Origin of the sequence: Acinetobacter portensis (assembly GCF_010646905.1) — a bacterium.
GTDB lineage: Bacteria > Pseudomonadota > Gammaproteobacteria > Pseudomonadales > Moraxellaceae > Acinetobacter > Acinetobacter portensis.
The window spans coordinates 326,231-351,403 of the sequence record NZ_JAAARQ010000002.1 but is presented as its reverse complement, the minus strand read 5'-3'; the positions used below and the strand labels follow the sequence as shown (position 1 = coordinate 351,403).

Annotated in this window: 18 protein-coding genes; 11 read left to right on the top strand and 7 right to left on the bottom strand. The window is 35.4% G+C overall.

The features are described 5' to 3' along the window. Nucleotides 1-23 precede the first annotated feature (23 nt). The gene (locus GTK57_RS01550; RefSeq protein ID WP_228720274.1) at nucleotides 24-2,957 is read left to right on the top strand and encodes an autotransporter outer membrane beta-barrel domain-containing protein; all 2,934 of its coding nucleotides are present in this window, start codon (nucleotides 24-26) and stop codon (nucleotides 2,955-2,957) included. A 549-nt stretch (nucleotides 2,958-3,506) separates the two neighbouring features. Beyond that, the gene (locus GTK57_RS01545) at nucleotides 3,507-5,126 is read left to right on the top strand and encodes an inorganic phosphate transporter (RefSeq protein WP_163120949.1); all 1,620 of its coding nucleotides are present in this window, start codon (nucleotides 3,507-3,509) and stop codon (nucleotides 5,124-5,126) included. A gap of 56 nt (nucleotides 5,127-5,182) precedes the next feature. Here the strand turns inward: GTK57_RS01545 and GTK57_RS01540 are convergent, their stop codons facing one another. Next, nucleotides 5,183-6,730, bottom strand: a complete 1,548-nt coding sequence (locus tag GTK57_RS01540; protein ID WP_163120948.1) for a hypothetical protein — start codon at nucleotides 6,728-6,730, stop codon at nucleotides 5,183-5,185. A gap of 314 nt (nucleotides 6,731-7,044) precedes the next feature. Here GTK57_RS01540 and GTK57_RS01535 point away from each other — a divergent pair, with 314 nt between their 5' ends. Then, nucleotides 7,045-7,341, top strand: coding sequence for a DUF7710 domain-containing protein (locus tag GTK57_RS01535; protein ID WP_152875801.1), 297 nt, complete (start codon nucleotides 7,045-7,047; stop codon nucleotides 7,339-7,341). Nucleotides 7,342-7,382: 41 nt separating this feature from the next. Here the strand turns inward: GTK57_RS01535 and GTK57_RS01530 are convergent, their stop codons facing one another. Continuing rightward, the gene (locus GTK57_RS01530) at nucleotides 7,383-8,000 is read right to left on the bottom strand and encodes a rhomboid family intramembrane serine protease (RefSeq protein ID WP_152875823.1); all 618 of its coding nucleotides are present in this window, start codon (nucleotides 7,998-8,000) and stop codon (nucleotides 7,383-7,385) included. Between the two features lie 161 nt (nucleotides 8,001-8,161). On the opposite strand from GTK57_RS01530, the gene nfuA reads away from it, so the two are divergent. The 3 genes from nfuA (at nucleotide 8,162) to GTK57_RS01515 (ending at nucleotide 13,438) form a co-directional block, all read left to right on the top strand. Beyond that, complete coding sequence (nfuA, locus tag GTK57_RS01525) at nucleotides 8,162-8,800, top strand: Fe-S biogenesis protein NfuA (RefSeq protein ID WP_152875802.1); 639 nt, start codon at nucleotides 8,162-8,164, stop codon at nucleotides 8,798-8,800. Between the two features lie 184 nt (nucleotides 8,801-8,984). Continuing rightward, nucleotides 8,985-11,222, top strand: coding sequence for a FepA family TonB-dependent siderophore receptor (locus GTK57_RS01520; protein WP_163124539.1), 2,238 nt, complete (start codon nucleotides 8,985-8,987; stop codon nucleotides 11,220-11,222). Between the two features lie 197 nt (nucleotides 11,223-11,419). Continuing rightward, nucleotides 11,420-13,438: a ligand-gated channel protein gene (locus GTK57_RS01515; protein WP_163120947.1), complete on the top strand. Its 2,019-nt coding sequence runs from the start codon at nucleotides 11,420-11,422 to the stop codon at nucleotides 13,436-13,438. A gap of 44 nt (nucleotides 13,439-13,482) precedes the next feature. Here GTK57_RS01515 and GTK57_RS01510 read toward each other — a convergent pair whose 3' ends face one another. Continuing rightward, a complete protein-coding gene (locus GTK57_RS01510; RefSeq protein ID WP_163120946.1) occupies nucleotides 13,483-14,484 on the bottom strand; it encodes a hypothetical protein in 1,002 nt (333 codons plus the stop codon). 15 nt (nucleotides 14,485-14,499) lie between these two features. Continuing rightward, nucleotides 14,500-15,531 (bottom strand): alpha/beta fold hydrolase, encoded by a 1,032-nt coding sequence (locus GTK57_RS01505; RefSeq protein WP_163120945.1) that lies wholly within the window; start codon nucleotides 15,529-15,531, stop codon nucleotides 14,500-14,502. Between the two features lie 308 nt (nucleotides 15,532-15,839). Between GTK57_RS01505 and GTK57_RS01500 the strand changes: the two genes are divergently transcribed. Beyond that, nucleotides 15,840-16,454, top strand: a complete 615-nt coding sequence (locus GTK57_RS01500) for a carbonic anhydrase (protein ID WP_152875806.1) — start codon at nucleotides 15,840-15,842, stop codon at nucleotides 16,452-16,454. 35 nt (nucleotides 16,455-16,489) lie between these two features. On the opposite strand, the gene GTK57_RS01495 is transcribed toward GTK57_RS01500, so the two are convergent. Then, nucleotides 16,490-17,119, bottom strand: coding sequence for an arylesterase (locus GTK57_RS01495; RefSeq protein ID WP_163120944.1), 630 nt, complete (start codon nucleotides 17,117-17,119; stop codon nucleotides 16,490-16,492). Between the two features lie 10 nt (nucleotides 17,120-17,129). Here GTK57_RS01495 and GTK57_RS01490 point away from each other — a divergent pair, with 10 nt between their 5' ends. Together GTK57_RS01490 and GTK57_RS01485 are read left to right on the top strand one after the other, a co-directional pair. Continuing rightward, a complete protein-coding gene (locus tag GTK57_RS01490; RefSeq protein ID WP_163120943.1) occupies nucleotides 17,130-17,861 on the top strand; it encodes an ABC transporter ATP-binding protein in 732 nt (243 codons plus the stop codon). Then, nucleotides 17,858-20,341 carry an ABC transporter permease gene (locus GTK57_RS01485; RefSeq protein ID WP_163120942.1) on the top strand — a complete coding sequence of 828 codons (2,484 nt, stop codon included), beginning with the start codon at nucleotides 17,858-17,860 and terminating at the stop codon, nucleotides 20,339-20,341. Before GTK57_RS01490 ends, GTK57_RS01485 begins: the two co-directional genes overlap by 4 nt. 53 nt (nucleotides 20,342-20,394) lie before the next feature. On the opposite strand, the gene GTK57_RS01480 is transcribed toward GTK57_RS01485, so the two are convergent. Beyond that, nucleotides 20,395-21,201, bottom strand: coding sequence for a rhomboid family intramembrane serine protease (locus GTK57_RS01480; RefSeq protein ID WP_163120941.1), 807 nt, complete (start codon nucleotides 21,199-21,201; stop codon nucleotides 20,395-20,397). A gap of 110 nt (nucleotides 21,202-21,311) precedes the next feature. Here GTK57_RS01480 and mtgA point away from each other — a divergent pair, with 110 nt between their 5' ends. Next, the gene (gene mtgA / locus GTK57_RS01475) at nucleotides 21,312-21,986 is read left to right on the top strand and encodes a monofunctional biosynthetic peptidoglycan transglycosylase (protein WP_163120940.1); all 675 of its coding nucleotides are present in this window, start codon (nucleotides 21,312-21,314) and stop codon (nucleotides 21,984-21,986) included. 122 nt (nucleotides 21,987-22,108) lie between these two features. Then, nucleotides 22,109-24,199 (top strand): polyphosphate kinase 1, encoded by a 2,091-nt coding sequence (ppk1, locus tag GTK57_RS01470; protein ID WP_163120939.1) that lies wholly within the window; start codon nucleotides 22,109-22,111, stop codon nucleotides 24,197-24,199. A 65-nt stretch (nucleotides 24,200-24,264) separates the two neighbouring features. On the opposite strand, the gene oxyR is transcribed toward ppk1, so the two are convergent. After that, entirely contained in the window at nucleotides 24,265-25,170 is a 906-nt protein-coding gene (oxyR, locus tag GTK57_RS01465; RefSeq protein ID WP_152875812.1) for a LysR family transcriptional regulator OxyR, read from the bottom strand. Nucleotides 25,171-25,173 lie beyond the last annotated feature (3 nt).

Genomic DNA, 25,173 nt, shown 5'->3' with positions numbered 1-25,173 from the left:
AAAAAAATTAAAAAATAAGCTGTATGAATAAAGTCTATAAGTTAATTTGGTGTATGTCTCGCAATATTTGGGTAGTGTGTTCTGGGTTGGGGCGTGCATCGACAAAATCTAGCCATAGAAAAATAATAATTACAGGTTTTATTGCATTAAATTCAACTATTGTTTTTGCTGTAGAGTGTACTTCAGGAGTATCTCCTAAATATGCAATAACGAATCAGCAAAATGCACCGTGTACTATATCTATTGCCAACGATAACTTTTCTAATGCTTATAACTATCTATTAGTACGTCGCGGTAATGTTACGTTTACAGATGACTTTACATTGGTTATGTCTGGAAAGTCTGGTGTTTTTGCAGGGAATGTGAGTGGGATTACTGCTCAATACTCACCTTCTACGATTACTGGTAAAAATTTAACTATGACACTTAATGCTACAGGTTTTACAGGAAATGTTATTGGTGTCGATAATAGTAGTGCAAATACCATTAAATTTAATGATGTAAGAATTACGGCAAATCCAAGTCTATGGTCAAGCTATAGTTATGGCTTACTTGCTGGATCATCAACCGATTCGGGCGATTCTTCAGCAGCATCAAGCTATTCCGATATTATTGTGAATGATGCAACAATTACAATTGCAAATAATAGTGGTCAAAGTGCTGCATTACGTGCGATTCAAGGTGGACATAACAATAATATTGTAAATGGAAACGGCTCTACAGGGCGTATTACTGTAAATGGCAATTTAACGGCAAATGTTTCAGGTTCAAATTCAAGTGGTATTTATGTTTCTGGTGTAAGTAATACTCCAGTTGTGATTTTAAATGGAAGTAATAATTATATTAAGACAGTAAATAGCACAAATGGAAGTGCTGTTAAATTAGGTAAGGCGAATGATATTCTCGGTGGAGGGGCTGGTCAGCTGATTTTGAACGGTTCTCTTACTATCGACACTACGCAATCGAGCGGGGTGGCGATTCGTTTAATCGATAATTCATTTTTTGATAGTTCAAATACAAACTCATCACTTACAGTAGATGCAAAAGGTAGTGCAATTCATGTGAGTAATTCAGATGTTGGAACAGGAATAAACAATGGTAATGCGACATCTACGGGCGCAAAAATATATTTAAATCAAGCAAATTTGAAATCTACATCAGAAGATAAATCTTTAATTTTAGTTAACTCAAAGCAAAAAAATGTAGAGATAAAAGTCAATAAAACAAGTGATTTAACTGCGAGTTCAAAAGCTTGGCTGTTAGAAGTACAAGGTGACTCAACTGTCGATGCTAAATTTGAAAAAAATGTATATTTACAAGGGTTAGTTTCAAAATCAACAGTCGGCGATTTAAATATTGAATTGAAAGATAATTCTAAATGGCAGTTAGCTAAGAATAACGCTATAACATTATCCACTTTTTCAAATTTAGTATTAGATGAATCTACTTTAAATGCATTTGATGTAGAGCAAGCAAATTGGAGTGCTTCAAATTTTACATTACAAGGCCAAAGTGTTAATTCTAAAAGTGGTGTGATTAATCTTGATAATGGCAAGGTTGGAGACAAACTTACAATTGATGGTAATTATATAGCGAGTGGCTCTGCAACAGTTAAAATGAATACTTTGTGGAATGGTCCTGGTGATGATGTCGGTACAAACTCATCTTCTGATGTTTTGACTATTACTGGGCGTGCGACAGGAATGACGACAGTCGTTCCTGTGAGCGCTAATGGAACATTAAATTTAATAGATGGGAATGTGACACAAATCCAAAGTATTATTAATACAGTTCCTGTGATTAATGTTGAAACAGCAGGTACTCAAGCATTCCAAGGTAATGCAAGAACAACAGGTATATCTCAGGTACAGCTTGCTATGAGAAGTAATTCAGTTACAAATCAAGATGAATACTACTGGACAGCGAAAGCAACACAAAGAAATATTGAAATTATAAATCCTGAAACACCAAGCTATACTCAAATGCCTATTGCGAATATGGAGTTAGGTTATACAACATTAGGAACATTACATGAACGTCGTGGGGAAAATCAGACACTCGCATGGGATGACTGTGGAACATGTGTTAAAGATAACCAAGGTCAAAGTTGGGGGCGTGTAGTTGGTAGTCATCTAGATTTGGAAGGAAAAAATCGCTTTAACATAAATGGTGAACAGTACTTAATGCAACTAGGTCATGATTTTATTATTCACGAAAATATGGAAAAGCAGTCTCGTAATCATACAGGTGCATATATTTCATATGGTCGTAGCGATATGGAATTTGAAGACCGTTATAGAGCTATTGATGGACAACTTGTTGATCATAAAAATACAGGTAATGGAAAAACGGATGCATTTAGTTTAGGGCTATACAACACATATTATAATAGAAATGGCTCATATGTAGATTTAGTAGGTCAAGTATCTCATTTACGCAATACTTATAATTCTGAAGGTTTAGAACAAGTTAAACAAAATGGTTTAGGTGCTGTAATTTCATTAGAAGCTGGACGTCCATATGTATTAACAGAGCATAAAGATAACGAATCTGGATGGATGGTAGAACCTCAAGCACAATTAATATATCAATACTTAGGTTTAGATTCATTTAATGATAATGTTCGTACAGTTGATCAGAATGATCAACATGGTTTACGTGGTCGTTTAGGTGTTCGTTTAGCGCGAAATAGTGAAGCCAAAGATTTGAGAGCGAATACGGTTTATTTTACGGCAAATGTACTTCATGATTTTTTACAGCAAAGAGACATTAATATTGGTCCAGATACGATTAATGAAAAATACAATAATACATGGGGATCGGTTGGAGTAGGCGCACAATTACCTATAAGCCAACATGGCTATTTCTATGCTGATGGACGTTATGAACATTCATTTACATCAGAAAAGCGAGAAACTTATAAAGGTACTTTAGGTCTGAAATTTACTTGGAAATAAGCAAGTCAAACATAACCAAATTGAAGTTTAAAAATATAGATGAAAAGGTTATAAAATGAAAAAAAATTATATTGTGCCTCTAACGACAAATTGTATAAATATTATGGGACAACAAGTGTTAAGAGCATGCCTACAACCCGACCGTCGCGTAAGCTTGGATATTATTGGAATAAAGAAAAGTAAAAAATAAATAATCTTCTGTAAAAAGTAAAAAAGAGGCTATAAGCCTCTTTTTATTGTCATAAAAGTTTCATTCACTTGTCATAAATGTAGTGCATATTAGAAAGATACAAAAAGACATGATGGTTTTTTAATCAATTATGCGTATTGTTACAAATGAGTGAAACATGAGAATAAGGATGGGGATGTGATAGTTGTTTTATATAAGGCTTTGATAATACTTAGTTAATGATGTTTTTTTAACTGGTTTTCTCGGTAAAATCATACAATAAAGCATCAAAACTGACTTTATATGACAGTGTTTTGTCATATAATTGTCATAATTAAATTGAACAATAAGCGGATTGATCATCCTCTTTATTTGCTTGCATGAATTCTAATCAAACTCCTGTTGATTCAGCACAACAATCGGTTCAAACAAAATCGACCAATGTTCATGTGCCAACGCCTAAATATTTTGTACCGGTCTTTTTAACCGTCATTATTGCGACGCTTGTATATATTGGTATTCAATTGTCCGCAGATTTAGCTCACGTTCCAGCTTTGAGCTTATATTCAATTATTCTTTTATCTACAGCACTATTCATTGCGCTTGGATTTGAGTTTGTAAACGGTTTTCATGATACAGCCAATGCTGTAGCAACTGTGATTTATACCAACGCATTATCTGCACCTGTTGCGGTAATGTGGGCAGGTTTTTGTAACTTCCTTGGTGTGATGGTTGCAAGTGGTGCTGTTGCTTACGGCATTATTGCATTGCTACCTGTTGAACTTATTATGAATGTAGGTTCAGGTGCAGGTTTTGCAATGGTTTTTGCCATGCTAATTTCTGCAATTTTGTGGAATTTAGGCACTTGGTTCTTGGGTATTCCTGCATCGAGTTCACACACTTTAATTGGTTCAATTTTAGGTGTGGGCATTATGAACTATCTTCTACATTCAAGTAGTGGTGCTTCAGGTGTAGATATGGAGCAAGTGACTAAAGTCGGTAAAGCATTATTATTTTCTCCACTAATTGGTTTTGCTTTCGCAGCATTACTATTTTTGTTAGTGAAAAAAGTTTTTAAAAAGCAGATGGAATTATTCCAGCCGCCTGAAGGTAATAAGCCACCACCGCCCATTATTCGTGCAATCCTTATTTTTACATGTACAGGTGTAAGCTTTGCACATGGTTCAAATGACGGTCAAAAAGGTATGGGTTTAATCATGCTGATTTTGATTGGTTGTGTGCCATTGGCTTATTCATTAAATAAAAATTTAGATCAACAACATCTTCAGTCTTTTGAGCAACTTTCAGCTCAAACAGCAGCTGCTATATATCCTAATCATTTAGATATTTCTGATGTACAAGCACGAGAAGTACTCACAAAATATATTCAAACCAAAGAAGCAAATGCAGAAGTTGTACCTGCTTTAGCAAGTCTTACAGATCATTTGGGTGAGCGTGTAGGGCATTATGGTGATTTAAAAGATATTCCTGAAGCTGAAGTTTCTAACTTACGCAATGACATGTATTTAAGTACAATAGCATTCAAACGTTTAGAAAAAGCAGAGCAATTACCTGCAATTTCTGATGCACAAAAGAAAGTTGTTAAAGAATATCGTAGCAATTTAGATTCATTCTTACAGTACATTCCAAACTGGGTAAAAGTTGCCGTAGCATTGGCACTTGGTCTAGGAACAATGGTTGGTTGGAAACGTATTGTTGTAACTGTAGGTGAGCGTATTGGTAAAGAGCATATGACTTATGGTCAAGGTATGTCAGCAGAACTTGTCGCAATGACGACTATTGCAGCCGCAGATGGTTTTGGTATGCCTGTGTCGACAACCCATGTTCTAAATTCTGCTGTGGCAGGTACGATGGTTGCTAATAAGTCTGGTCTAAACTTCAAAATGGTAAAATCAATTTTATCGGCTTGGGTGTTCACACTACCTGCAACAATCTGTTTATCAGGTGTTCTGTACTGGTTATTCCTTAAAGTGTTTTAATTCACTTTGAAAATAAAAAAAACGCTGCGAATTGCAGCGTTTTTTATATCTTATTGTTACTTTTTAAGTCGATTAAATAATTTCCCAATAGGCAATTTATCATTGGCAAAGCCATATAAAGCTGCAAAAGGAAGTGCTGTACGTGCCAAATAAGCCACACGCCATAACCCGCCGTGATTTGCACCTTCCATCATTAGTTCTAAAGGGTGATCTAGTTTTACTTCAGGATTTGCCACTGATTGTGGATGACGTAAGTCATGAATCCATAAGCCAGCCATAATTGCATTGGTAGTTGCAGGCTCAAAGGCTTCAACATCAAATAAACTTGCACCGTTAAATGCCGCTTTTAGTAATGGATTTTTAGTCACAGAATGCGTTGTTGTTGATGGTGCAATATTAATACTGACGTGTTGCCCCTTATGTCTTGCTAAAGTTGCGCGCCATTGTTGAATGCGTTTTGCTAAAGCATAATTTGGACCTTGTTCAATGACTAAACAATCGGCAATACCATATTCCTTTCCATTATCAGATTGATACAGTGCAGATGAATTTTCTTTAAATAAGTGTTTTAAGCTTAAAGATGACACCGCTTTAGACAATGTTTTCTCAAGATGTGAGCGATCATTAAATTTAGCTGAAGAAGCTTCGACAATTGTTTTAGGAATGGCATACACATCGGTTGGGGTACACATAAACATTAAACTTGTATTTGCTTTATGTGTGCTGACAAATTGCATAATGGCATCCATTGCCATCGCAACACGAACATGCTTTTCACCATCTAAATAGGCAATAGCAGCCAAATCTAAATCGTGTGGATTTTCAATCAGCCATTGTGCAATTTCAGGTGTTTGCGTTAATAAATTTGCACCAAGCTTAGATTTTAGAATTTCAACGTCTGCATTTGCATCTAAATTTTCTTGAGAGGGTGCATAAAGTGTCGCATTGCCCGATTTTACTGTATTTAAAATTCTATCCCAAACACGTTCATTGGGTAAATCGACAGCAAGAATATTGGCTTTCCATTTTGATAGCCATGTTAAAGGACCTGCTTCAGATGCAGCACCAAATAACACCATGGTTCTATCTGAAAGATCAAACCATTCAGGATGTGCAACAGCTTCACGTAAGGCATTCGCATGACTTGGTTCTACAATGCCATTATTTTCCCAAATTTCAATTTGCTCGAGTAAAGCATCTCCCTGAAGTTTTTTTCCTTTATAAGGTACATACCATTCAGGTTCTACACTGCTTTCACCTTTAAATGTAAATGTATGAAGTGTCTGACTTGCTAAATCCATAACATTTGCAAAAGAATGCTTTTTACCATCTTTATAAAAATCGAAAGATTGATGTGCTTTATTTAAACCAAGTTCAGCAATTTCAATCGGGTGATCAACATTTTGAATACCAGACTCTACCAATGCTTTGAAATACTTAGGATAGGTTTTTCGCCAATTTTTTTCTTTAAATGCTAGAGCAGATAAATCTGAGTCCACTGTTGAAAGCGCTTCAGCAATAATTTCTCGCCCAACTTTTGATGTACTAGGTTTTGTGTTCGGATTTTTAATAGGAAATTGGAGACCATCTAGGGTAGAGGACATTGCAAAATATCTCGATATTGATGATGAAAATATACAGTTGTATACAATATCCTTGGAGCTTTGCTAAACCGTTGGCATTAAGTTCCAAAATCGAAACAATCTGTGTTTTGTTAAATTAAATGTAATATAAATAAGTTTTTAGGATTAAATTGATGAGGTGGAGTGGTAAATTTCATGGTAATTGTAGGGTGAAAATTACAGTATGTTGTTTTTCGATGTAAAAATATATTTTTATGTAAAATGTGAATTGAGTCACATATTAGTTGGTATAATGTTTGTTAAATGATCTATTTTAACTTGAGAATATACTGAAAATGACATCGGTTTATCTATTTACATCTAAATCTATGGGATTACCATCTGCTGTATTTACATCTTATGAATTAGCGTCAACTTGGATTAAAAACAACTACTTAAGTGGTATTTTAACGGAATATCCATTAGATCAAAGTTGTTATGATTGGGCGATTGAAGGTGGTTATTTTAAAGAAAAATCAGCCATTGATCGGGCACCTACATTTATTGAAAAATTTGTATCTGCATATCAGCAAAATTGGCATTTCGAGCATGGTGAAGAACTATGTAATCAAAACATGAGAAATAGTGCTTAATAAAATAAAGAGACCAAGTAAGATCTCTTTATTAAAACAGATTAAAATGGCAAATTAGAAAGCTTATTGATGAAATGTGGAATTAGACGAGGTTCAATAATAATCGTTATAATGACACCGTAAGCTGCACCCCATAAATGTGCGCTGTGATTAATATTACTGTTCCCCTTTTTGCCTGACCAAATACTATAAGCAATGTATAAAACAGCAAAAATGATAGAAGGTACAGGAATAAAAAATACAAAAATGAGTTTCCATGGCTCAAATAAAATATAAGCAAATAACACGGCTGAAACAGCACCAGAAGCGCCTAAGCTTGCCCATCTATGGTCATTTTTATGCTGTAAATAACTTGGAATAATGGCTGCAATTAAACCACCTAAATAGAAAAGAACGAATCCTAATCCTGAAAAGTATTGACGGTAGAATGTTTCAATAATGCTTCCAAAGAAAAACAGGGTAAACATATTGAATAATAGGTGCATGCCATCTGCATGAACAAAGCCGTGCGTAATGAAACGATCATATTGACCTTTTTGCATTGCAGGTGGCCAAAAAATAAGGCGGTTCATAATATTCTGATTTGAAAAAGCCAGAAAAGAAATGATTACGGTAATAATAATAATCGTAACGGTATGATTAAAAGGTAAGTCGAGCATAGTTAAATGAAGATCTTTCAAAATTCTTTAAAGCATCATAATGCCACTAAAATGATCAATAATCAGAACTTTTATAATTAATCCGACAAATTTAGTTGAATTTTAAAAATTACCCCACATCTTCAGTTAGAATAGCCACTTCAGCTTGAGGAAATATTGATATGTCGACTGATAACACCAGCACTGCAGTTGCAGAAGAAATTCCAAACTTATTAATTACTCCAACTGCTCAAGAGTATTTAGCGGATTTATTGTCAAAACAAAATACGCCAGGTATTGGTGTGCGTGTTTTTGTAGAAAATCCAGGTACACCACGTGCTGAATGTTGTATGGCGTATAGTGCTCCTGAAGAAGTACTTCCTACAGATTATAAACAAGATTATCCAGATTTTCCTGCATATGTAGATGCACCATCTATTCCATATTTGGTAGATGCGGTTATTGATTACAATAAAGATCGTTTTGGTGGTCAGTTAACATTCCGTGCGCCAAACTCAAAAGTACCACGTGTAGGTCCTGATGCCTCTATGGAAGAGCGTATTACTTATATTTTGCAATCTGAAATTAACCCCGGTTTGGCAGGACATGGCGGTAACTGTGCACTTGTTGAAGTTGTTGAAGATGAAGAGCATGGTTTAACTGCTGTACTAAAATTTGGTGGTGGTTGCCAAGGCTGTTCTGCAATTGATGTGACTTTAAAGCAAGGTGTTGAAACAACACTTAAAGAGCATATTCCTGAATTGGGACGTGTGGTTGATCAAACGGATCATACTCAAGCAGATGGTGCTTACTTCAAATAATTCATTTTGAAATAGTACAATTAAAATTTTATAAATAGCTTCCAAAAGGAGGCTATTTTTTTATCTATATAAACAATGCTAATGATAATAATTATTAATACGAATTGTGTTTAGTTTAATTTTTGTTACAATGCGAAACATAAAACACACACTCTCTTCTCAAACGTATATGAGTTCATTCATGATGAATAAGACTTTTTTGAAATCTGCACTTGCTTTTGCCATATCAACAATAACGTATTCAGTGACAATTGCTGCAAACGTAGCAGATGAGCAGAAAAAAGATAATCAAGCTGAAGTTACAAAATTAGATACGATTGTTCTAACTGCAGAAGAACAAATTAAACAGTCATTGGGTGCTTCTATAATTACAAAAGAAGATTTGGAAAAGCTACCAGTAGTAAATGATATTTCTGAGTATGTTCGTCGTATGCCGGGTGTTAACTTAACTGGAAATAGCGCGACAGGTCAGCGTGGCAATAATCGCCAAATTGATATTCGTGGTATGGGGCCAGAAAACACATTAATTTTGGTAGATGGTAAGCCAATTACATCACGAAATTCAGTGCGTTATGGTTGGCGTGGTGAGCGTGATACAAGAGGTGATTCTAACTGGGTACCTGCTGATGCAATTGAATCGATTGAAGTATTACGTGGTCCTGCAGCAGCTCGCTATGGTTCGGGAGCTGCTGGAGGTGTAGTAAATATTATAACTAAAAAAGTAACGAATGAATTACATGGATCACTTGAGCATTACTACAATGCACCAGAAGATAAGAAAGAAGGTGATTCATACCGTACTACAGCAACATTAAGTGGTCCAATTATTAAAGATGTTTTAGGATTCCGTTTATATGGAAGTCAAAATAAAACTCAGCCTGATGCTCTTGATCTAAATAGATCTATTGATAGTGTAGCTGCAGGTCGTGAGGGGGTAAAAAATCAAGATGCAGGATTAAGATTGGCATGGCAATTAAATGATGATCAATCAATTATTTTGGATACTGCATTTGGTCGTCAAGGAAATAGATATTCTGGTGATTCGCAAAATAATAATGATCCATATGCAAAGGCTATTTTAAAAGAGTTGTACGGTACAGAAACGAATACAATGTATCGTGATAGCTATGCATTAACACATGAAGGAAATTGGGCTTGGGGAAAAAATAAATTAGTCGCACAATATGATAAAACAAAAAATAAACGATATATTGAAGATTTAGGAGGTTCAACGGAGGGGAGTATTAGTAATATTGGTGAAAAACAAACCTCTGAATTAAATACTTTACGTTTGAATGGTGAAGTGAATATTCCTTTTGAATTTTATGTTCCACAAAACTTAACCGCTGGTGTTGAGTGGGTGGATGATAAATTTACAGACCCTGCATCGACACGTGCAACCACGACAGTTGATTTAGCATCTGCTGGCATTATATTGCCAAATGACCGTACGGAAATGAAATCACATATATTTTCAACATATATTGAAGATAATATAGATATTAGTGATCAGACAAATGTGGTTGCAGGACTGCGATATGATGATCACAGTAAATCAGGAAGTAATTGGAGTCCAAGCTTGAATATTACTCAAAAGCTTGGGGAGCATTGGAAATTAAAAGGTGGTGTTGCTAGGGCATATAAAGCACCAAATATGTATCAAAATGCTGAAGGCTATATGATTACAACCAATGGAAATGGGTGCCCTAAAGATTTACCAACTTCAGTACAATGCTATTTATTTGGTAATGAAACACTTAAGCCTGAAACGTCAATTAATAAAGAAATTGGTGTTGAATATGAAAAAGATATTGTTAAAGCAAGTTTAGCGTGGTTCCGTAATGATTATAAAAATAAAATTGCTGCAGGACAAATACAAAGTGCTTTTATATCAAAAGGTAATGGGGTAACAAGAGATACAGTTATTTTAAAATGGGAAAATGTACCTGAAGCCCTTGTACAAGGAATTGAAGGTAGTATTGGTCTATCTTGGGATAATATTCATTGGACGAATAACTTTACTTACATGATGGACTCGAAAGATAAATCAACAGGTAATCCATTGTCATTAGTACCCGTATATACAATTAACTCAATTTTTGAATATGACGTTACAGATAAATTAGATGTTAATTTTGTTTATACGCAATATGGACGACAGAGTTCGAGAACCGTAGCAGAGATGCGACTTGAAAATGGAACTGGTTCGGGTGGTTTGGAAAGTACGCTAAAACCTAGTGTAGTAAAAAGCTATGGTATTGCAGGAATTAATGTGGGATATAAATTAAGCAACAATTTGAATACTCGTATTGGTATTAGTAATTTATTTGATGAGCAAAAATTACGTGACAGTAATTCAACTAGTCAAACTTATAACGAACCAGGTCGTGCATATTATGCAAGCTTAAAATACCAGTTCTGATTCAAATTTATTAAAAAAGACCGTTAAAGCGGTCTTTTTTAATGACCTAAAGAATGTGAATGTGATGTTTACTGTGTAACATCATGAGTAGTAAATGTATGTGTATGTAAATATTAATGATAATGATTTGCGTTAATATTTACAAAAAAAATAGAATCCACCAACTTTTTAATATTTTTTAACAGTTGGTGGGTTTGATGCAACATAAGTTTAGCAAAACATTATTAGCAAGTTTTATATTAAGTAGTGTTGGAAGCACTGTTTATGCAGAAAATAATAATGAACAAAGTCGCATGAAAAATGAGTCAACTAAACTTGAAACAATTGTTGTTTCGGCAAGTGGTTTTGAACAAAATATAAAAAAAGCAGCAGCGACAATTTCGGTATTATCACAAGAAGATATTAATAAAAAAGCCTATCGTGATGTTACAGATGCATTGAAAGATGTACCAGGTGTTGTTGTGACAGGCGGTGGTAGTTCAAGCGATATTAGTATTCGTGGTATGGGTAGTGCTTACACCGTCATTATGATTGATGGGAAAAAAGTAAATACACGCTCTGTACGTCCAAATAGTGATAACTCTGGTATTGAACAAGGTTGGTTGCCAGGTATTGAATCTATTGAGCGAATTGAAGTTATTCGTGGACCAATGTCTGGACTTTATGGTTCAGATGCGATGGGTGGTGTGATTAATATCATCACTAAAAAATCTGCTACAGAATGGTCAGGTGCTGTAAAAGTTGATACGACTTTACAAGAAAATTCAGATTCAGGAAATATTTATCAAACCAATGCCTATGTTTCAGGTCCATTAATTAAAAATTTACTTTCTTTGAAAGCCAATGGTACATATTCAAAACGTGAAGAAGATAATATTATTGGTGGCTATAAAGAACAAAAAATGCGTGCGGGTGGTGCGACTTTAACATTAACGCCAAATGATCAGCATGCGATAGATTTTGAATATAAGCGTTCAATTCAAAACCGTAATAGTACTGTTGGAAAAACAATTGAGAATAAACCAAATAAAAAAGGTGAATATCCTACAAATTCTTTAACTGACTATTATCGTACCGAATACAGTATTTCACACAGAGGTGAAGTCGGTCCTGTAAAAACCAACTCATATATTCAACGTGAAGAAACAGAAAATCCTTCACGACAAATGGAAGCTGTAAACACAACATTTAATACCAACAACCAGTTCCAGCTTGGTGCGCATAACCTTAGTTTTGGTGGAATGTATTTAAAAGAAGAATTAGAAGATAAAGGAAATAAACTTGGACAAGCTGGAAGTAAATTATCTAGCTTAGATCGTTATAGTTGGGCATTATTTGCCGAAGATAATTGGCAAATTGTGGATCCATTTGTTTTAACAACATCACTTCGTTTAGATAAAGATGAAAAATTTGGTGATCATTTGAGTCCTAAAGTTTATGGTGTTTGGACTTTAAATGATGAATGGATTGTAAAAGGTGGTGTTTCTACGGGCTATAAAACACCAGCATTACGAGCGACTGTCCCAGGGTGGGGGCAAGCGACAGGTGGTGGTAATAGTAATGGTGTGATTGTTGGAAATCCTAATTTAAAACCTGAAAAAAGTGTGAACTATGAAATATCTGCAAATTGGGATAATAACGATAATTTAAATGCAGGTATTACCGTATTTAATAGTGAATTTAAAGATAAGATTACCGAAATACGTGATTGTGATAAAGGTTCAGGTAGTGCGGGTTGTTCATGGTTAGGTGAAAACTTTGACTTTGTCAGTCTTCGAGAGAATGTAGATAAAGCAAATATGCGCGGTGTTGAAACCACATTTGGTTGGCAAATTAACTCTGATGTCCGTTTAAATGCAAATTATACATTTACAGATACAGAGCAAAAAAGTGGTGTAAATAAGGGTAAACCACTGAATGAAATGCCAAAGCATATGTTTAATACCACGGTTGATTGGCAAGCGACAGATACTGTGGGCGTGTGGAGTCGTATGAATGTTCGTAGTAAAACATCACCTTATTTAAGTCGTACATCTATGGCGGAAGGTAAACCTGCATATACCATGGTTGATGTCGGTTTAAACTACAAACCTACGGATAAAATTCAAGTAAATGCAGGTATTTATAATTTATTTGATAAAAAAATTGATACAGCAACATACGATTATGTTTTAGATGGTCGTCGTTATAACTTAGGTTTAACGTATAAATTCTAATCATCTACGAGAGAATTTAAAAAGCCTCCAATTGGAGGCTTTTTTTATGTCGCGAGAATTTTTTGAGCAGATTCAGAATAATAAAACTTTTCCAAATAATATCGCGCACGATTTTTTAACTGTTCAGTTGAAACCATGTGTTGAATAATAGGCGTTAGTAAATTTTGTAATTCATTTTCAACCAAAGCTTCATCAATATTTAAATCACATAATATTAAGTCAAAAGAACGTTGTTGATTACGTGCATACCATGCATAAATACCATCATGAACTTGTTGTTTTAAGTAGTCAGTTTGGCGAATAAAGTCCCAAATCTCATGTCCCATTTCTACAGTCTTTGGTAAATCTTGAGTTTCGATATAACTTTTTAAAACAGATAAAGGTTTATCTTTAATTTTATGCCAAAGATTGGCTTGGAAATGATAAAGCTTATTGTCGTCAAAATGATTATTCAGTACATGTTCACTCATTTGACTGAGCTTCTGAATATTCTTTTGCAAATAGTTATTGATGGTATTTTCAAGATTAGAATCGGTTACTGTTTCAAGTACAGATTTACCAATTTTCATAAAACTCGAAACACCAGGCACACTTTTCACCATGGCAGAATTATCTAAATAATCTTGTATGGAATGCTGAATAAGTTGAGTCACCATTGCTGAAAAGGCTTGGTTATTCACAACTGTTTTAATGAGTCGCTCGCGATGTCCACTTTTGCTTGCCACATATTGAGCAATTTTATCTACGGTTAAAACAGGAATGACATCTGCAATTTTTGTCGTTTCATTAATAGGGTGTACCAATGCAAAGCGAATATGTTCAGAAATTTGTTCAATTAAAAATGAACTTGCAGGCGTAGCTAGAATTTGTTTTTGAATCAGCTGATTAATTTGTTCAAATGTCCAAATATCTTCTAATCTTTGTTTTCTAAACCATTGGTGAAAGTGTGAGAATTCATCTTCTACTATTTTGGCTTGAGAAAATTCATGATCTAAAAATTCGAGATGAGCATCTATGAGTTGCTCAATCATAGGGTTTTTTTGCATAAAGATTCTAAAAGCCTAATTGAAAGGTATTAGTTTATCAGCAAGTGGATTCTTTAGGTCCTGTGTCTTTGAAAGGAATGGTAAATAATGTTGAGCAACCAGTTTCTCTGCTTCAATAATAGGTACATGTCCGACATTATTTAAAATGATAGGCTTTTCAGCGCGTTTTAATAGTGCCTGTAATTCACTAGCAACTTCATAATTGATAATTTGATCTTGTTTGCCCCACATAATGAGAGTAGGTGCTTCCACATTACGCGTTAAGCGAGCAAAACTATCGGGTGTGTAAATGCGGTTGAGTTTAACAATTTGATCGATGGCTTGATTGGTCTTAGATGCTTTTGAAATTAAAATTTGTTCTTGTGCAGATTGTAATTCATTTGGCATTTTAGGTGGGGACATCATTAATTTATGAATGACGTGTGCAAAATCACCCTGCTTATAAATTAATAAGTCTTTAAGTGTTTTTGGGTCTTTTGCATAACTGGTATTGGCTTGTTTATAAATACCTGCGCTACTCAATAAAAATAAACTTTGTGTATCAAATGGATATTGCGATGCATAAACGGTTGCAATAGAGCCACCCAAAGAGTGACCTGCGATATTTAAGTCTTTATCAATGTGAATTGCTTGAGCAAATTGGCGTAGTTCTGAAGTGATATTGGGGATGGAGCTATCGAAGGTTTTTGGAACGGTTGTATCACCATCTGTAGGTAAGTCTGGAATAATAACGTGATAATGAGGTGTTAAGTAATGCGCAACACGATTCCAATGATCGCGAGTTCCTGTTAAGCCAATGAGTAATACGGCAGGTTTGGATGTATCACCACCTTCATTGTATGTCCAAGAAATATCGCCAACTTTAATATTTTTTGTGCTTAAACCTGCATGTATGCGTTCTTGTTTTAAGTATTTTTGTAGGATGCTAAATTCGTTGTTTTTTGTATCTCGTGGCTTGTCTGCATAAGAATGTGGCGAACAAAATACAGCCAAACTAATATAAAGTGCATGTCTTAAATGGGTCAATCGAGTATTAAGTTGTTCCATGTGTTCACCCCTAACTCTAGATTCTTGCAAATTTATTTGAATATTGGATTTATATTTTGCCTATAAAGCTGCGTGATAATTATTGAATCCCTTTGATTCTATTATAAATAATTAAATCTGACTGTCATCCTATGTTTTTGTGATGTTACTTTTATGCTTTTATTAAAATGTGAACATGAGCATGAAAAGTCATGTTTATTTTTAGTGGTTCAATACTATAAAAAATAAACAGCTATTATTTTTTGCAAGTGACAATCAAAAAGCATGAGATTAAACTATGACAACTTAAAAGATCGGTGGTAGGAATAATGCTAACAGCAGCAGAAGCTTTAGATCGTTTAAAACAAGGAAATTTACGTTTCGTACAAGGTGAAACAAGTCATCCTAAGCTTTTGACACATCAACAACGGGCAGAAATGGCGGGTAGTCAAGAACCATTTGCCATCATTTTAGGTTGTTCAGATTCTCGCGTACCAGCTGAAATGGTTTTTGATCAGGGGCTTGGAGATCTATTTGTTATTCGTGTTGCTGGTAATATCGTTGCGCCATCTCAAGTAGGTAGTGTTGAATTTGCAGCTGAAAGTTTCGGTTGCCCAATTGTTGTCGTATTGGGTCATACGCATTGTGGTGCGATTCATTCAACAATTGAAGTGCTGATGAACCCAGAACAATCATCATCTGCAAACTTAATGTCAATTGTGAACCGCGTTCGTCCTTCTGTTGAAATTTTAATGCAAACAGAACTTAAGGATGATTTGGAAAAACTTTCGCAACATGCTGTTCGTTCAAATGTTTTTGCGTCAGTAAACCAACTTCGTCATGGTTCAGCTGTACTTGAGAATTTAATTGGTCAAGGTAAATTAAAAGTTGTAGGTGCAGAATATTCGCTAGAAACAGGTGAAGTAACTTTCTACGATTTCTAAATATTTTAGAATTAAAATGAAAAATAAAAGGCGCTTTATAAAGCGCCTTTTATATATGGATAGGTATTATTCAACAAAATGGGTTGTGCTTTGGCATTTGGATGTATTTGGTCTTTTTGCATTAAGTCTTTATGACCTGCAACATCTTTTAAAAAGAAAGGCATGAGCTTTACTTTGTATTGATTACTCACAATTTTATAATTATTTTCAAAGGCTTGTTGATACGCTGTGCCGTAGTTTGGTGGCATTTTCATGCCAAGTAAAATGACTTGAGCTTTTGTTTTCTGACTTTGTAATACAAGTTGCGCTAGGTTTTTTTGAATAAGCTGCGGTGGTTGACCACGTAAACCATCATTTCCGCCCAGTTCAATTACCACAATATCAGGTTTATGTGTTGCTAATAATTTAGGTAATCTTGCTACAGCACCACTGGTTGTTTCACCACTGACACTTACATTGACCACTTTATGTTTTTTGGGATATTGTTGTTCTAGACGATTTTTGAACAAACTCACCCAACCTTGATTCACTTGAATTCCATAACCAGCGCTTAAACTATCTCCAACGATCATAATAGTTTTTGCTGAAACGAACATAGGCACTGCGCTAAAGCACACTAAACAGACATACGCCAATATACGATTTTTATAATTGCGATTTTGCATAAGGGACAATATGACCAACTTCACCAATAATAATTCCATCATGCCACAAGCAATTATTTCTGCACAGCAATTGACCCAAAAGATCCAACTTGGCAATAAAGAACTTACAATTTTCGCAGATTTAAATTTAGAGATACAACAAGGCGAACAAGTTGCAATTACAGGGCGTTCAGGGTCGGGAAAATCGACATTATTAGGAATTTTAGCAACTTTAGATCAGGCTCATTCGGGTAAGTTGATTGTATGTGACGAAGCTGTACATCAACTCAATGAAGAGCAACGTGCTTTGCTTAGATTAAAAAATATTGGTTTTGTTTTTCAATCATTTCAATTGCTCCCACATTTAACTGCACTTGAAAATGTGATTTTACCGCTTAGATTGCAAACGAGTTTTAACTATAAAGATGCTGAAAAAAAGGCTTTTGCATTACTTAAAAGAGTGGGTTTAGAGCGTCAAGCAATGCAAACACCTAAAGTTTTATCGGGTGGGGAACAGCAACGTGTTGCTATTGCACGAGCGTTAATTAGCAACCCAAAAATTATTTTTGCAGATGAACCTACAGGTAATTTAGATGGTGAAACAGCAAAAGAAATTGAGCAGTTATTATTTGAATTAAATCGTGAAATTGGAACCACCTTGGTTTTAGTCACGCATGATGTTCAGCTTGCAGCGCAATGTCAAAAACATTATGAATTATTGAATGGTCAGCTGATTGATCGAACGCAAGGAGCATCAATATGAATGCTCTTTTTCGTCCCTTATTCATTCAAAGCTTTAAAAGTTCGGGAATTTACTTACTTATTATTGCTTTAATTTTAGCCATTAGTGCAACCACGGCTTTAAAGTTTAGTAATGAACAAATACAAAATGCTGTTGCGTTACAAGCTGCTGAAATGCTCGCAGCAGATTTAGTCATTACTGATAATGATCCGATTGAAAATACGTGGCGAAATAAAGCTCAAGAACATCAACTTAAACAATCTAATGTGACTGTTTTTGGCTCTATGGCATTTACCAATGATCAGTTTGTTATGGTCAATGTAAAAGCCATTGATGATGAATTTCCTTTACGTGGCGAATTAGAAGTTAGCCCAAATTCATCTCAAAAAATTCAATCTGGTGAAGTGTGGCTGAGTTCACGTGCAATGGATTTATTGAAAGTCAAAATAGGCGACAAACTTCATATTGCAGATGGTGAGTTTAAAGTTAGTGCCGTTATTGAACATGATTCCAATCAGGAGCTTGGTTTCTCAGCATTTTCACCTACGGTGATCATTTCCCAAGCAGATATTGCGAAAACCAACGCAATACAAACAGGTAGTCGCATTGAGTATCGTGTATTACTTTCAGGTAATGTAAAAAATACAAAAGGCTTTGAGCAAGATTTCAAAGCAATTGTTCAATCCAACAAAAATAAGTCAGAAGTTGATGGTCAAAATATTGATGAACAAAAAAGTTTAAAACTGCGTAAAGCAAGTGAGGGGAATACTCGCTTAATGAAGCCAATTGCAAATTTGGATACATTTCTACAATTGGCAAATATTTTAACAATTTTGCTGTGTGGTATTGCAATTGCGCTTACAAGTCAACGTTATGTACAGCAAAATCAAGATCATATTGCATTGCTACGTTGCGTAGGTGCGACTAAAAATCAAATATTATTGGCTTATTTAAGTTTGCTGAGTGTGGTTTTAGTTATTGCTATCGTTGTTGGTTGTTTTGTTGGATTGGCACTAGGTTATGGCTTATTACAGCTAATGCTTCAGCTCATTCCACATATTCAATTACAATTTTCAGCAGTTGATATGCTTTCAGGACCTTTACCTATTGCAATGCTCACGAGTGCTGTCGTGCTATTAGGTTTTGTTGTACCAAGCTTAATGCAATTATTAAAAACACCACCTATTCGTGTAATTCGTCAGTCAGAAAAATCTGTGAAGTCTATGCTGTGGATGTTATTTACAGGCACATTAAGCTTAGTGATTTTTAGTGCAGTTTTAACTGAAAACTTAGTTTTAAGTTTGTGGGTGATTGGTGTAATTATCATCCTCTGTGCTGTTTTATATATGAGTATTTGGCTTATTTTAAAGTTTATACAATCTTTAAAATGGAAAATTTCAGCTTATGTACGTGTGCCATATCAATCTGCATTTCAAATTACCGCTTTGGCTTTAGGGTTGAGTTTAGTTACGGTTTTAGCGGTATTAAGAACGGACTTACTAGATCGTTGGCAACAACAATTACCCGAAGGCACACCCAATCAATTTGTGTATGGCTTACCGCCTTTTGATATGCCTGAACTTAAAAATAAGTTGGATGTAAATCAATGGAAAAGTACGCCTTTATATCCCAATATTCGTGGCAGATTAGTTGCGAAAAATGATCAACCATTTTCACAAGAATTGGTGAAAGAAAATAATTCTTTACGTCGTGAACTGAATTTAACACAGGCGGAGACTTATCCATCAGACAATTTTATTGTGGCGGGTGAACCTGCATTTAGCGATAGAAATGAAGTTTCTATAGAAGCTAAAACAGCAAATGAACTTGGTATTCAAGTGGGGGATCGGCTGACCTTTAGTTTGCCTGAAGGTGTTTTAGAAGCCAAAGTCATTAATTTAAGATCGGTAGAATGGGAAAGTTTCAGTCCTAATTTTTTCTTTATTTTTTCACCAAAAACTATGGATGAAAATGCGGGAAGTTATTTAGGCAGTTTTTATGTACCTGAACAGGATAAACCTAAATTAATTCAACTGATTCAGCAATTTTCAAATACTGTATTTATTGATATCAGTCTTATTTTAGATGAAGTGAAACGTATTGTAAGTGTGCTAGTTCAAATTATAAGTCTGCTTGCAATATTGGTCAGTATTTCAGGAATCTTAGTCCTTATTGCATGTTTGAACTTACTGATGGAAGAGCGAAAAAGAGAAGTTGCTTTATTGCGCTCATTTGGTGGGTCTAAGCAAAAGCTTAAACAAATGATGACTTTAGAAATAGGTTTTATGGGCTTAGTGGCAGGGGTTGTGGCGTGTTTGTTTGCCGAAATTATTAGTGCAATTGCAAGTTATAAAATGGATTTAATCATGCAAATGCATTTGGAAATCTGGCTGATTTTACCTATTTGTATGACCTTGCTTTGTGCCTTGATTGGACGTTATCGCCTCAGCTATTTATCTGAAATTCCACCACTACAAAGTTTAAGAGAGATGAATCAGTAATAGATTCATCTCTCTTATTTTTAATTTAGTTTAAAACGTTAAAAGTATAATTATTATTCGTTTAAATGTTCAAGAAGTGCTTGCCAAAGTGAGCTGATATATTCAATCTGATTTAAGCAGTATGTATATGCAACATAACAAATAATGCTCCCAAGAATGATACCAAACCATTTGAAGCTTACATTTTTATGGGAGCGTTGACCTAAATACCAAATGAATGAAAGTAATAGTCCCATCAACATGCCACCAATATGTGCTGCATTGTTAATGCCTGAAATCATAAAACCCATACTCAAGTTAATTGCCATTACAATGACTAAAGTCTTTTTATCTAAGATGAATTTTTGACGAGGTAGTGGTGGTAAGAGTGCAAGTAAGGTCAAAGCTGCACCTAAGCCCATAACCGCACCTGAAGCACCTGCGCCAACACGTGGTAATAATTCAGGAATCATTTCATTCGCGTTTAGTAAAGTGTAGCTATTTTGAATAGAAATATAACCACTTAATAAGCTTCCTGAAAGACCAGCCAGCACATACAAACCTAAGAAATACCAACGTCCAAAAAGTTGTTCAACCACACTGCCAAAAATATATAAAGCCCACATATTGAGCATTAAATGAATAAGCCCAAAGTGAAAAAACATGCTACTAAATAACCGGAAGGGTTCTACTAAAAAAGTTAAAGGTGCATAATCGGCACCCCAACGAATTGCATCCGCAGAGTTAGGGTTTGAAACGTCCATACCTGTAATCACTTGCCAAGCAAATAAAGCGATATTTATCGCAATAATGAAAGCAGTGATCCACCAAAGATGGATATCAAGTTTTGTATGAATAATGGGTGGATTTTGATTTTGCATGTGATTTTTGGGATATGATTCATTATGATAAAAATGTGAAATAAGCTTTTAGTCTTGGCTTATAACTTCTAAGATAGCACGAAAAAATTAGACAGGGGTACGGTTCTAAGGTGAAAGCTTTTATTCTACGTATATTGATGATACTCCTTGCTTTGGTATTAATCATACAATTATGGATTTTTGCCAGTTTGGCTTGGTGGCGTACGCATCCTGTAAACACCACAATGTTTATGCGAATAGACTATTTTTCCGATATGTCTAAGCCGATTCAGCATGAATGGCGTGATTATGACCAAATGAGCGACTATTTAAAGCACGCAATTGTTGCTGCTGAAGATGGGAAATTTATGAGCCATAACGGTTTTGACTGGGATGGTATGCGATTTGCTCTAGAACGTAATAAAGATAAGGGCAAACTGGTTGCAGGTGGTTCGACCATTTCACAACAATTGGCTAAAAATTTATTTTTATACAATAAAAGATCATTTATTCGTAAAGGGCAAGAAGCTGTCATTACATGGATGATGGAGCGAATGTGGTCAAAAGAACGTATTTTAGAAGTGTATTTAAATTCGGTTGAATTTGGTGAAAATATTTATGGTATTGAAGCTGCAACTCAACATTATTTTGGCAAATCATCAAAAAGTTTAAGCCGTGAACAAGCCATATTTTTAGCAGCAATACTACCTAACCCAAAGTATTTTCAAGATAGACGCCATGACAGTAAGCTAAAGTATCGCAAACGTATGATTCAAAAGTATATGCGATATAGCCAAATTCCTTAATGTTTAGGTGTTGTAAAGAGTAAATAAAAAGTCCAATAAAATTGGGCTTTTTTTATGAAATTGTCACAATTTTGAAGCATACTTAGAAGTATGGGTAGACTTTAAAATAATGATGGTGATCTATGAATACGGCTGTTAGTGAAACTCCTGCGCAAGCTCCACAAATTGAATACGCATATAATGATCGTTATATAAACCGTGAACTATCAATTTTAGACTTTCATCTTCGTGTATTAGAGCAAGCTGTAGACCCACTTCATCCGCTATTAGAACGTATGAATTTCTTGCTTATTTTTTCCCGAAACTTAGATGAGTTCTTTGAAATTCGTGTTGCAGGAATGATGGAGCAACTCGATTTAGGTAATGAAAGTCATAGCCCAGATGGTTTAACGCCAAAACAAGTTTTAGAGCAAATTTCTAAAACTGCACATGAAGCGATTGAGCGTCAATATCGAATTTTAAATGAAGAAATTTTACCTAAATTACAGGAAGAAGATATTTGTTTCTTACGTCGTGGTGAGTTAACACCTGCTCAATCGGCTTGGGTGAAAAAATATTTCCAAGAACAAGTCGCACCTGTATTAACACCAATTAGTTTAGATCCTGCTCACCCATTTCCACGTTTGGTGAACAAGTCACTTAACTTTATTGTGACTTTGGAAGGGAAAGATGCATTCGGTCGTCAAATTGATCTTGCTGTCGTTCCTGCGCCAAGATCATTGCCACGTGTAGTTCGCTTGCCCAATGAGCTAACCGATGGTAAAGAACATCATGTTATGTTGTCTGCCATTATTCATGAACATATTTCTGATTTATTTCCAGGAATGACGGCAACAGGTTGTTATCAATTCCGTGTAACGCGTAATGCAGATTTAGCTTTAAATGAAGATGTTGAAGATTTAGCAAAAGCGCTAAAAGGGGAGTTAAATTCACGTCGTTTTGGTCGTGCAGTTCGTTTAGAAGTGACGCAAAACTGTCCACAAAATATTTATGAATACTTGTTAGATGAATTTGATTTACATGAAGATCAACTTTATAAAGTACAAGGACCTGTAAATCTTGCACGTTTATTAACCAATTTTAAACGCCCACATTTGCGTTACGATTCGCACACGCCAATCATTCCAAAAGTGCTCAAAAAATCTGAAAATATTTTTAGTGCAATGCAAAAGCAGGATATTTTGCTGCATCATCCCTTTGAATCTTTTGCACCTGTCATTAATTTACTTCGTGAAGCTGCGCGTGATCCACAAGTATTAGCCATTAAGCAAACACTTTACCGTAGTGGTCCTGACTCTGAAATTGTACAAGTCCTTGCTGAAGCGGCTAAAAATGGTAAAGAGGTTACAGCTGTTATTGAGCTTCGTGCACGTTTTGATGAAGAATCGAATATTGCGGTTGCCAATGTTTTGCAAGAGGCAGGCGCTGTTGTTGTATATGGCATAGTGGGCTATAAAACACATGCCAAAATGATTTTAGTGGTACGTCGCGAGAATAACAAACTTGTTCGTTATGTGCATTTGGGGACAGGTAATTACCATGCAGGTAATGCCCGTATTTACACCGATTATGGCTTGCTAACGACAGATAAAGAGCTTTGTGAAGATGTCCATCGTGTATTTCAAGAGTTAACCGGAATGGGCAAAATGGCGAAGCTTAAAAAGCTTTTACATGCGCCATTTACATTACATGCACAGCTTATTCATTTTATTGAAGATGAAATTGCCAATGCAAAAGCAGGTAAGCCTGCAAAAATTATTGTGAAAGTGAATGCTTTAACCGAAGTTCAGCTGATTAATAAATTGTATGAAGCATCTCAGGCAGGTGTTCAGATTGACTTAATTATCCGTTCGATTTGTTGTTTGCGCCCTGGTTTACCTGGTTTGTCTGAAAATATTCGTGTTCGTTCAATCGTTGGGCGTTTTTTAGAACATACTCGGGTTTATTACTTTGGTAATAATGGTGATGCTCGAATTTATTGTTCAAGCGCAGATTGGATGGATCGTAACTTATTTAATCGTGTTGAAGCATGCTTCCCAATTGTTGATCCTGCCTTGAAAAAGCGTATTTATCAGCAAGGTTTATTGGCGTACTTAAAAGATAATCAACAAGCATGGTTACTGCAAGGTGATGGTACATGGTTGCGTACAGGTGTTGAGGAAGGGAAATTGCCACATAATGCTCAACGACTTCTACTGGCTGAGATTAAGTAAAATAAATAATAAAAAAAGGAGTCATAATTGACTCCTTTTTTATGTTTGAACTTAAACTAAATCGCTTAGTTTAAGTTTTGCGTAATTTTCTGCAAAATTTGTAGGAGCACATCAAATTCACTTTGAAGCGGTGTACTCTTACGTGTCACTAATGCCAAGGTACGGCTTGGAGCAGCATCAATTTGCTTCACGACTAAATCTGGATTTGCTTTTACCATATTGGTATGAATTGCAATTTCAGGAAGTAATGTAAAGCCAAGATTTGCCGAAATCATTTCAACAAGCGTAGGCAATGAACTTGCTTTTAAGCGATGATCATTTTTACGCTCGCCAATAGGGCAGGCACTTAAAGCATGATCACGTAAGCAATGACCTTCTTCAAGCAACATTAAACGAGAAAGATCGAGCTGATCTAAAGATTTCGCATTTGCCGCATTTTGGTCTGATTTATGATAAACCAAGCATAAATTTTCACGTGCAATTTCAGCAACTTTTAAGCTTCGAGTGTCGAATGGTAGCGCAAGAACAACCATGTCTAGGTTGCCATACTCTAATTTTTCAACAATTTTTTCACTTTGTGCTTCGTGGAAATGAAGTTGAATTTTAGGGAGTTGCTTATGCATTTCATCTAATAATTGCGCCAAAATAAATGGAGCAATTGTTGGAATAACGCCAAGATGCAAATCACCTGTCAGTGGTTCACTCATTTCACGGCTTAAACGCATAAGGTCTTGCGCATCAGCCAATAGAACACGGGCTCGTGCAACGACTTGTTCACCCAAAGGGGTTAAACGTACGTTTTGGCGATCACGTTCAACGAGTACGCCACCCAATAATCGTTCCAACTCCATGATACCGCCCGACAAAGTCGATTGGGTCACAAATGAACGGCGCGCGGCTTCTGTGAAGTGCAGCGTTTCAGACAGCGTAACTAGATATGACAGCTGTCTTAGGGATGGTAGTGCAGCCATAGT

Bases quoted from the DNA above. Each gene is read 5' to 3' on its own strand.
- GTK57_RS01550 (WP_228720274.1), top strand. From the start codon at position 24: ATGAATAAAGTCTATAAGTTAATTTGGTGTATGTCTCGCAATATTTGG.
- GTK57_RS01545 (WP_163120949.1), top strand. From the start codon at position 3,507: ATGAATTCTAATCAAACTCCTGTTGATTCAGCACAACAATCGGTTCAA.
- GTK57_RS01540 (WP_163120948.1), bottom strand. From the start codon at position 6,730: ATGTCCTCTACCCTAGATGGTCTCCAATTTCCTATTAAAAATCCGAAC.
- GTK57_RS01535 (WP_152875801.1), top strand. From the start codon at position 7,045: ATGACATCGGTTTATCTATTTACATCTAAATCTATGGGATTACCATCT.
- GTK57_RS01530 (WP_152875823.1), bottom strand. From the start codon at position 8,000: ATGCTCGACTTACCTTTTAATCATACCGTTACGATTATTATTATTACC.
- nfuA (WP_152875802.1), top strand. From the start codon at position 8,162: ATGTCGACTGATAACACCAGCACTGCAGTTGCAGAAGAAATTCCAAAC.
- GTK57_RS01520 (WP_163124539.1), top strand. From the start codon at position 8,985: ATGAATAAGACTTTTTTGAAATCTGCACTTGCTTTTGCCATATCAACA.
- GTK57_RS01515 (WP_163120947.1), top strand. From the start codon at position 11,420: ATGCAACATAAGTTTAGCAAAACATTATTAGCAAGTTTTATATTAAGT.
- GTK57_RS01510 (WP_163120946.1), bottom strand. From the start codon at position 14,484: ATGCAAAAAAACCCTATGATTGAGCAACTCATAGATGCTCATCTCGAA.
- GTK57_RS01505 (WP_163120945.1), bottom strand. From the start codon at position 15,531: ATGGAACAACTTAATACTCGATTGACCCATTTAAGACATGCACTTTAT.
- GTK57_RS01500 (WP_152875806.1), top strand. From the start codon at position 15,840: ATGCTAACAGCAGCAGAAGCTTTAGATCGTTTAAAACAAGGAAATTTA.
- GTK57_RS01495 (WP_163120944.1), bottom strand. From the start codon at position 17,119: ATGCAAAATCGCAATTATAAAAATCGTATATTGGCGTATGTCTGTTTA.
- GTK57_RS01490 (WP_163120943.1), top strand. From the start codon at position 17,130: ATGACCAACTTCACCAATAATAATTCCATCATGCCACAAGCAATTATT.
- GTK57_RS01485 (WP_163120942.1), top strand. From the start codon at position 17,858: ATGAATGCTCTTTTTCGTCCCTTATTCATTCAAAGCTTTAAAAGTTCG.
- GTK57_RS01480 (WP_163120941.1), bottom strand. From the start codon at position 21,201: ATGCAAAATCAAAATCCACCCATTATTCATACAAAACTTGATATCCAT.
- ppk1 (WP_163120939.1), top strand. From the start codon at position 22,109: ATGAATACGGCTGTTAGTGAAACTCCTGCGCAAGCTCCACAAATTGAA.
- oxyR (WP_152875812.1), bottom strand. From the start codon at position 25,170: ATGGCTGCACTACCATCCCTAAGACAGCTGTCATATCTAGTTACGCTG.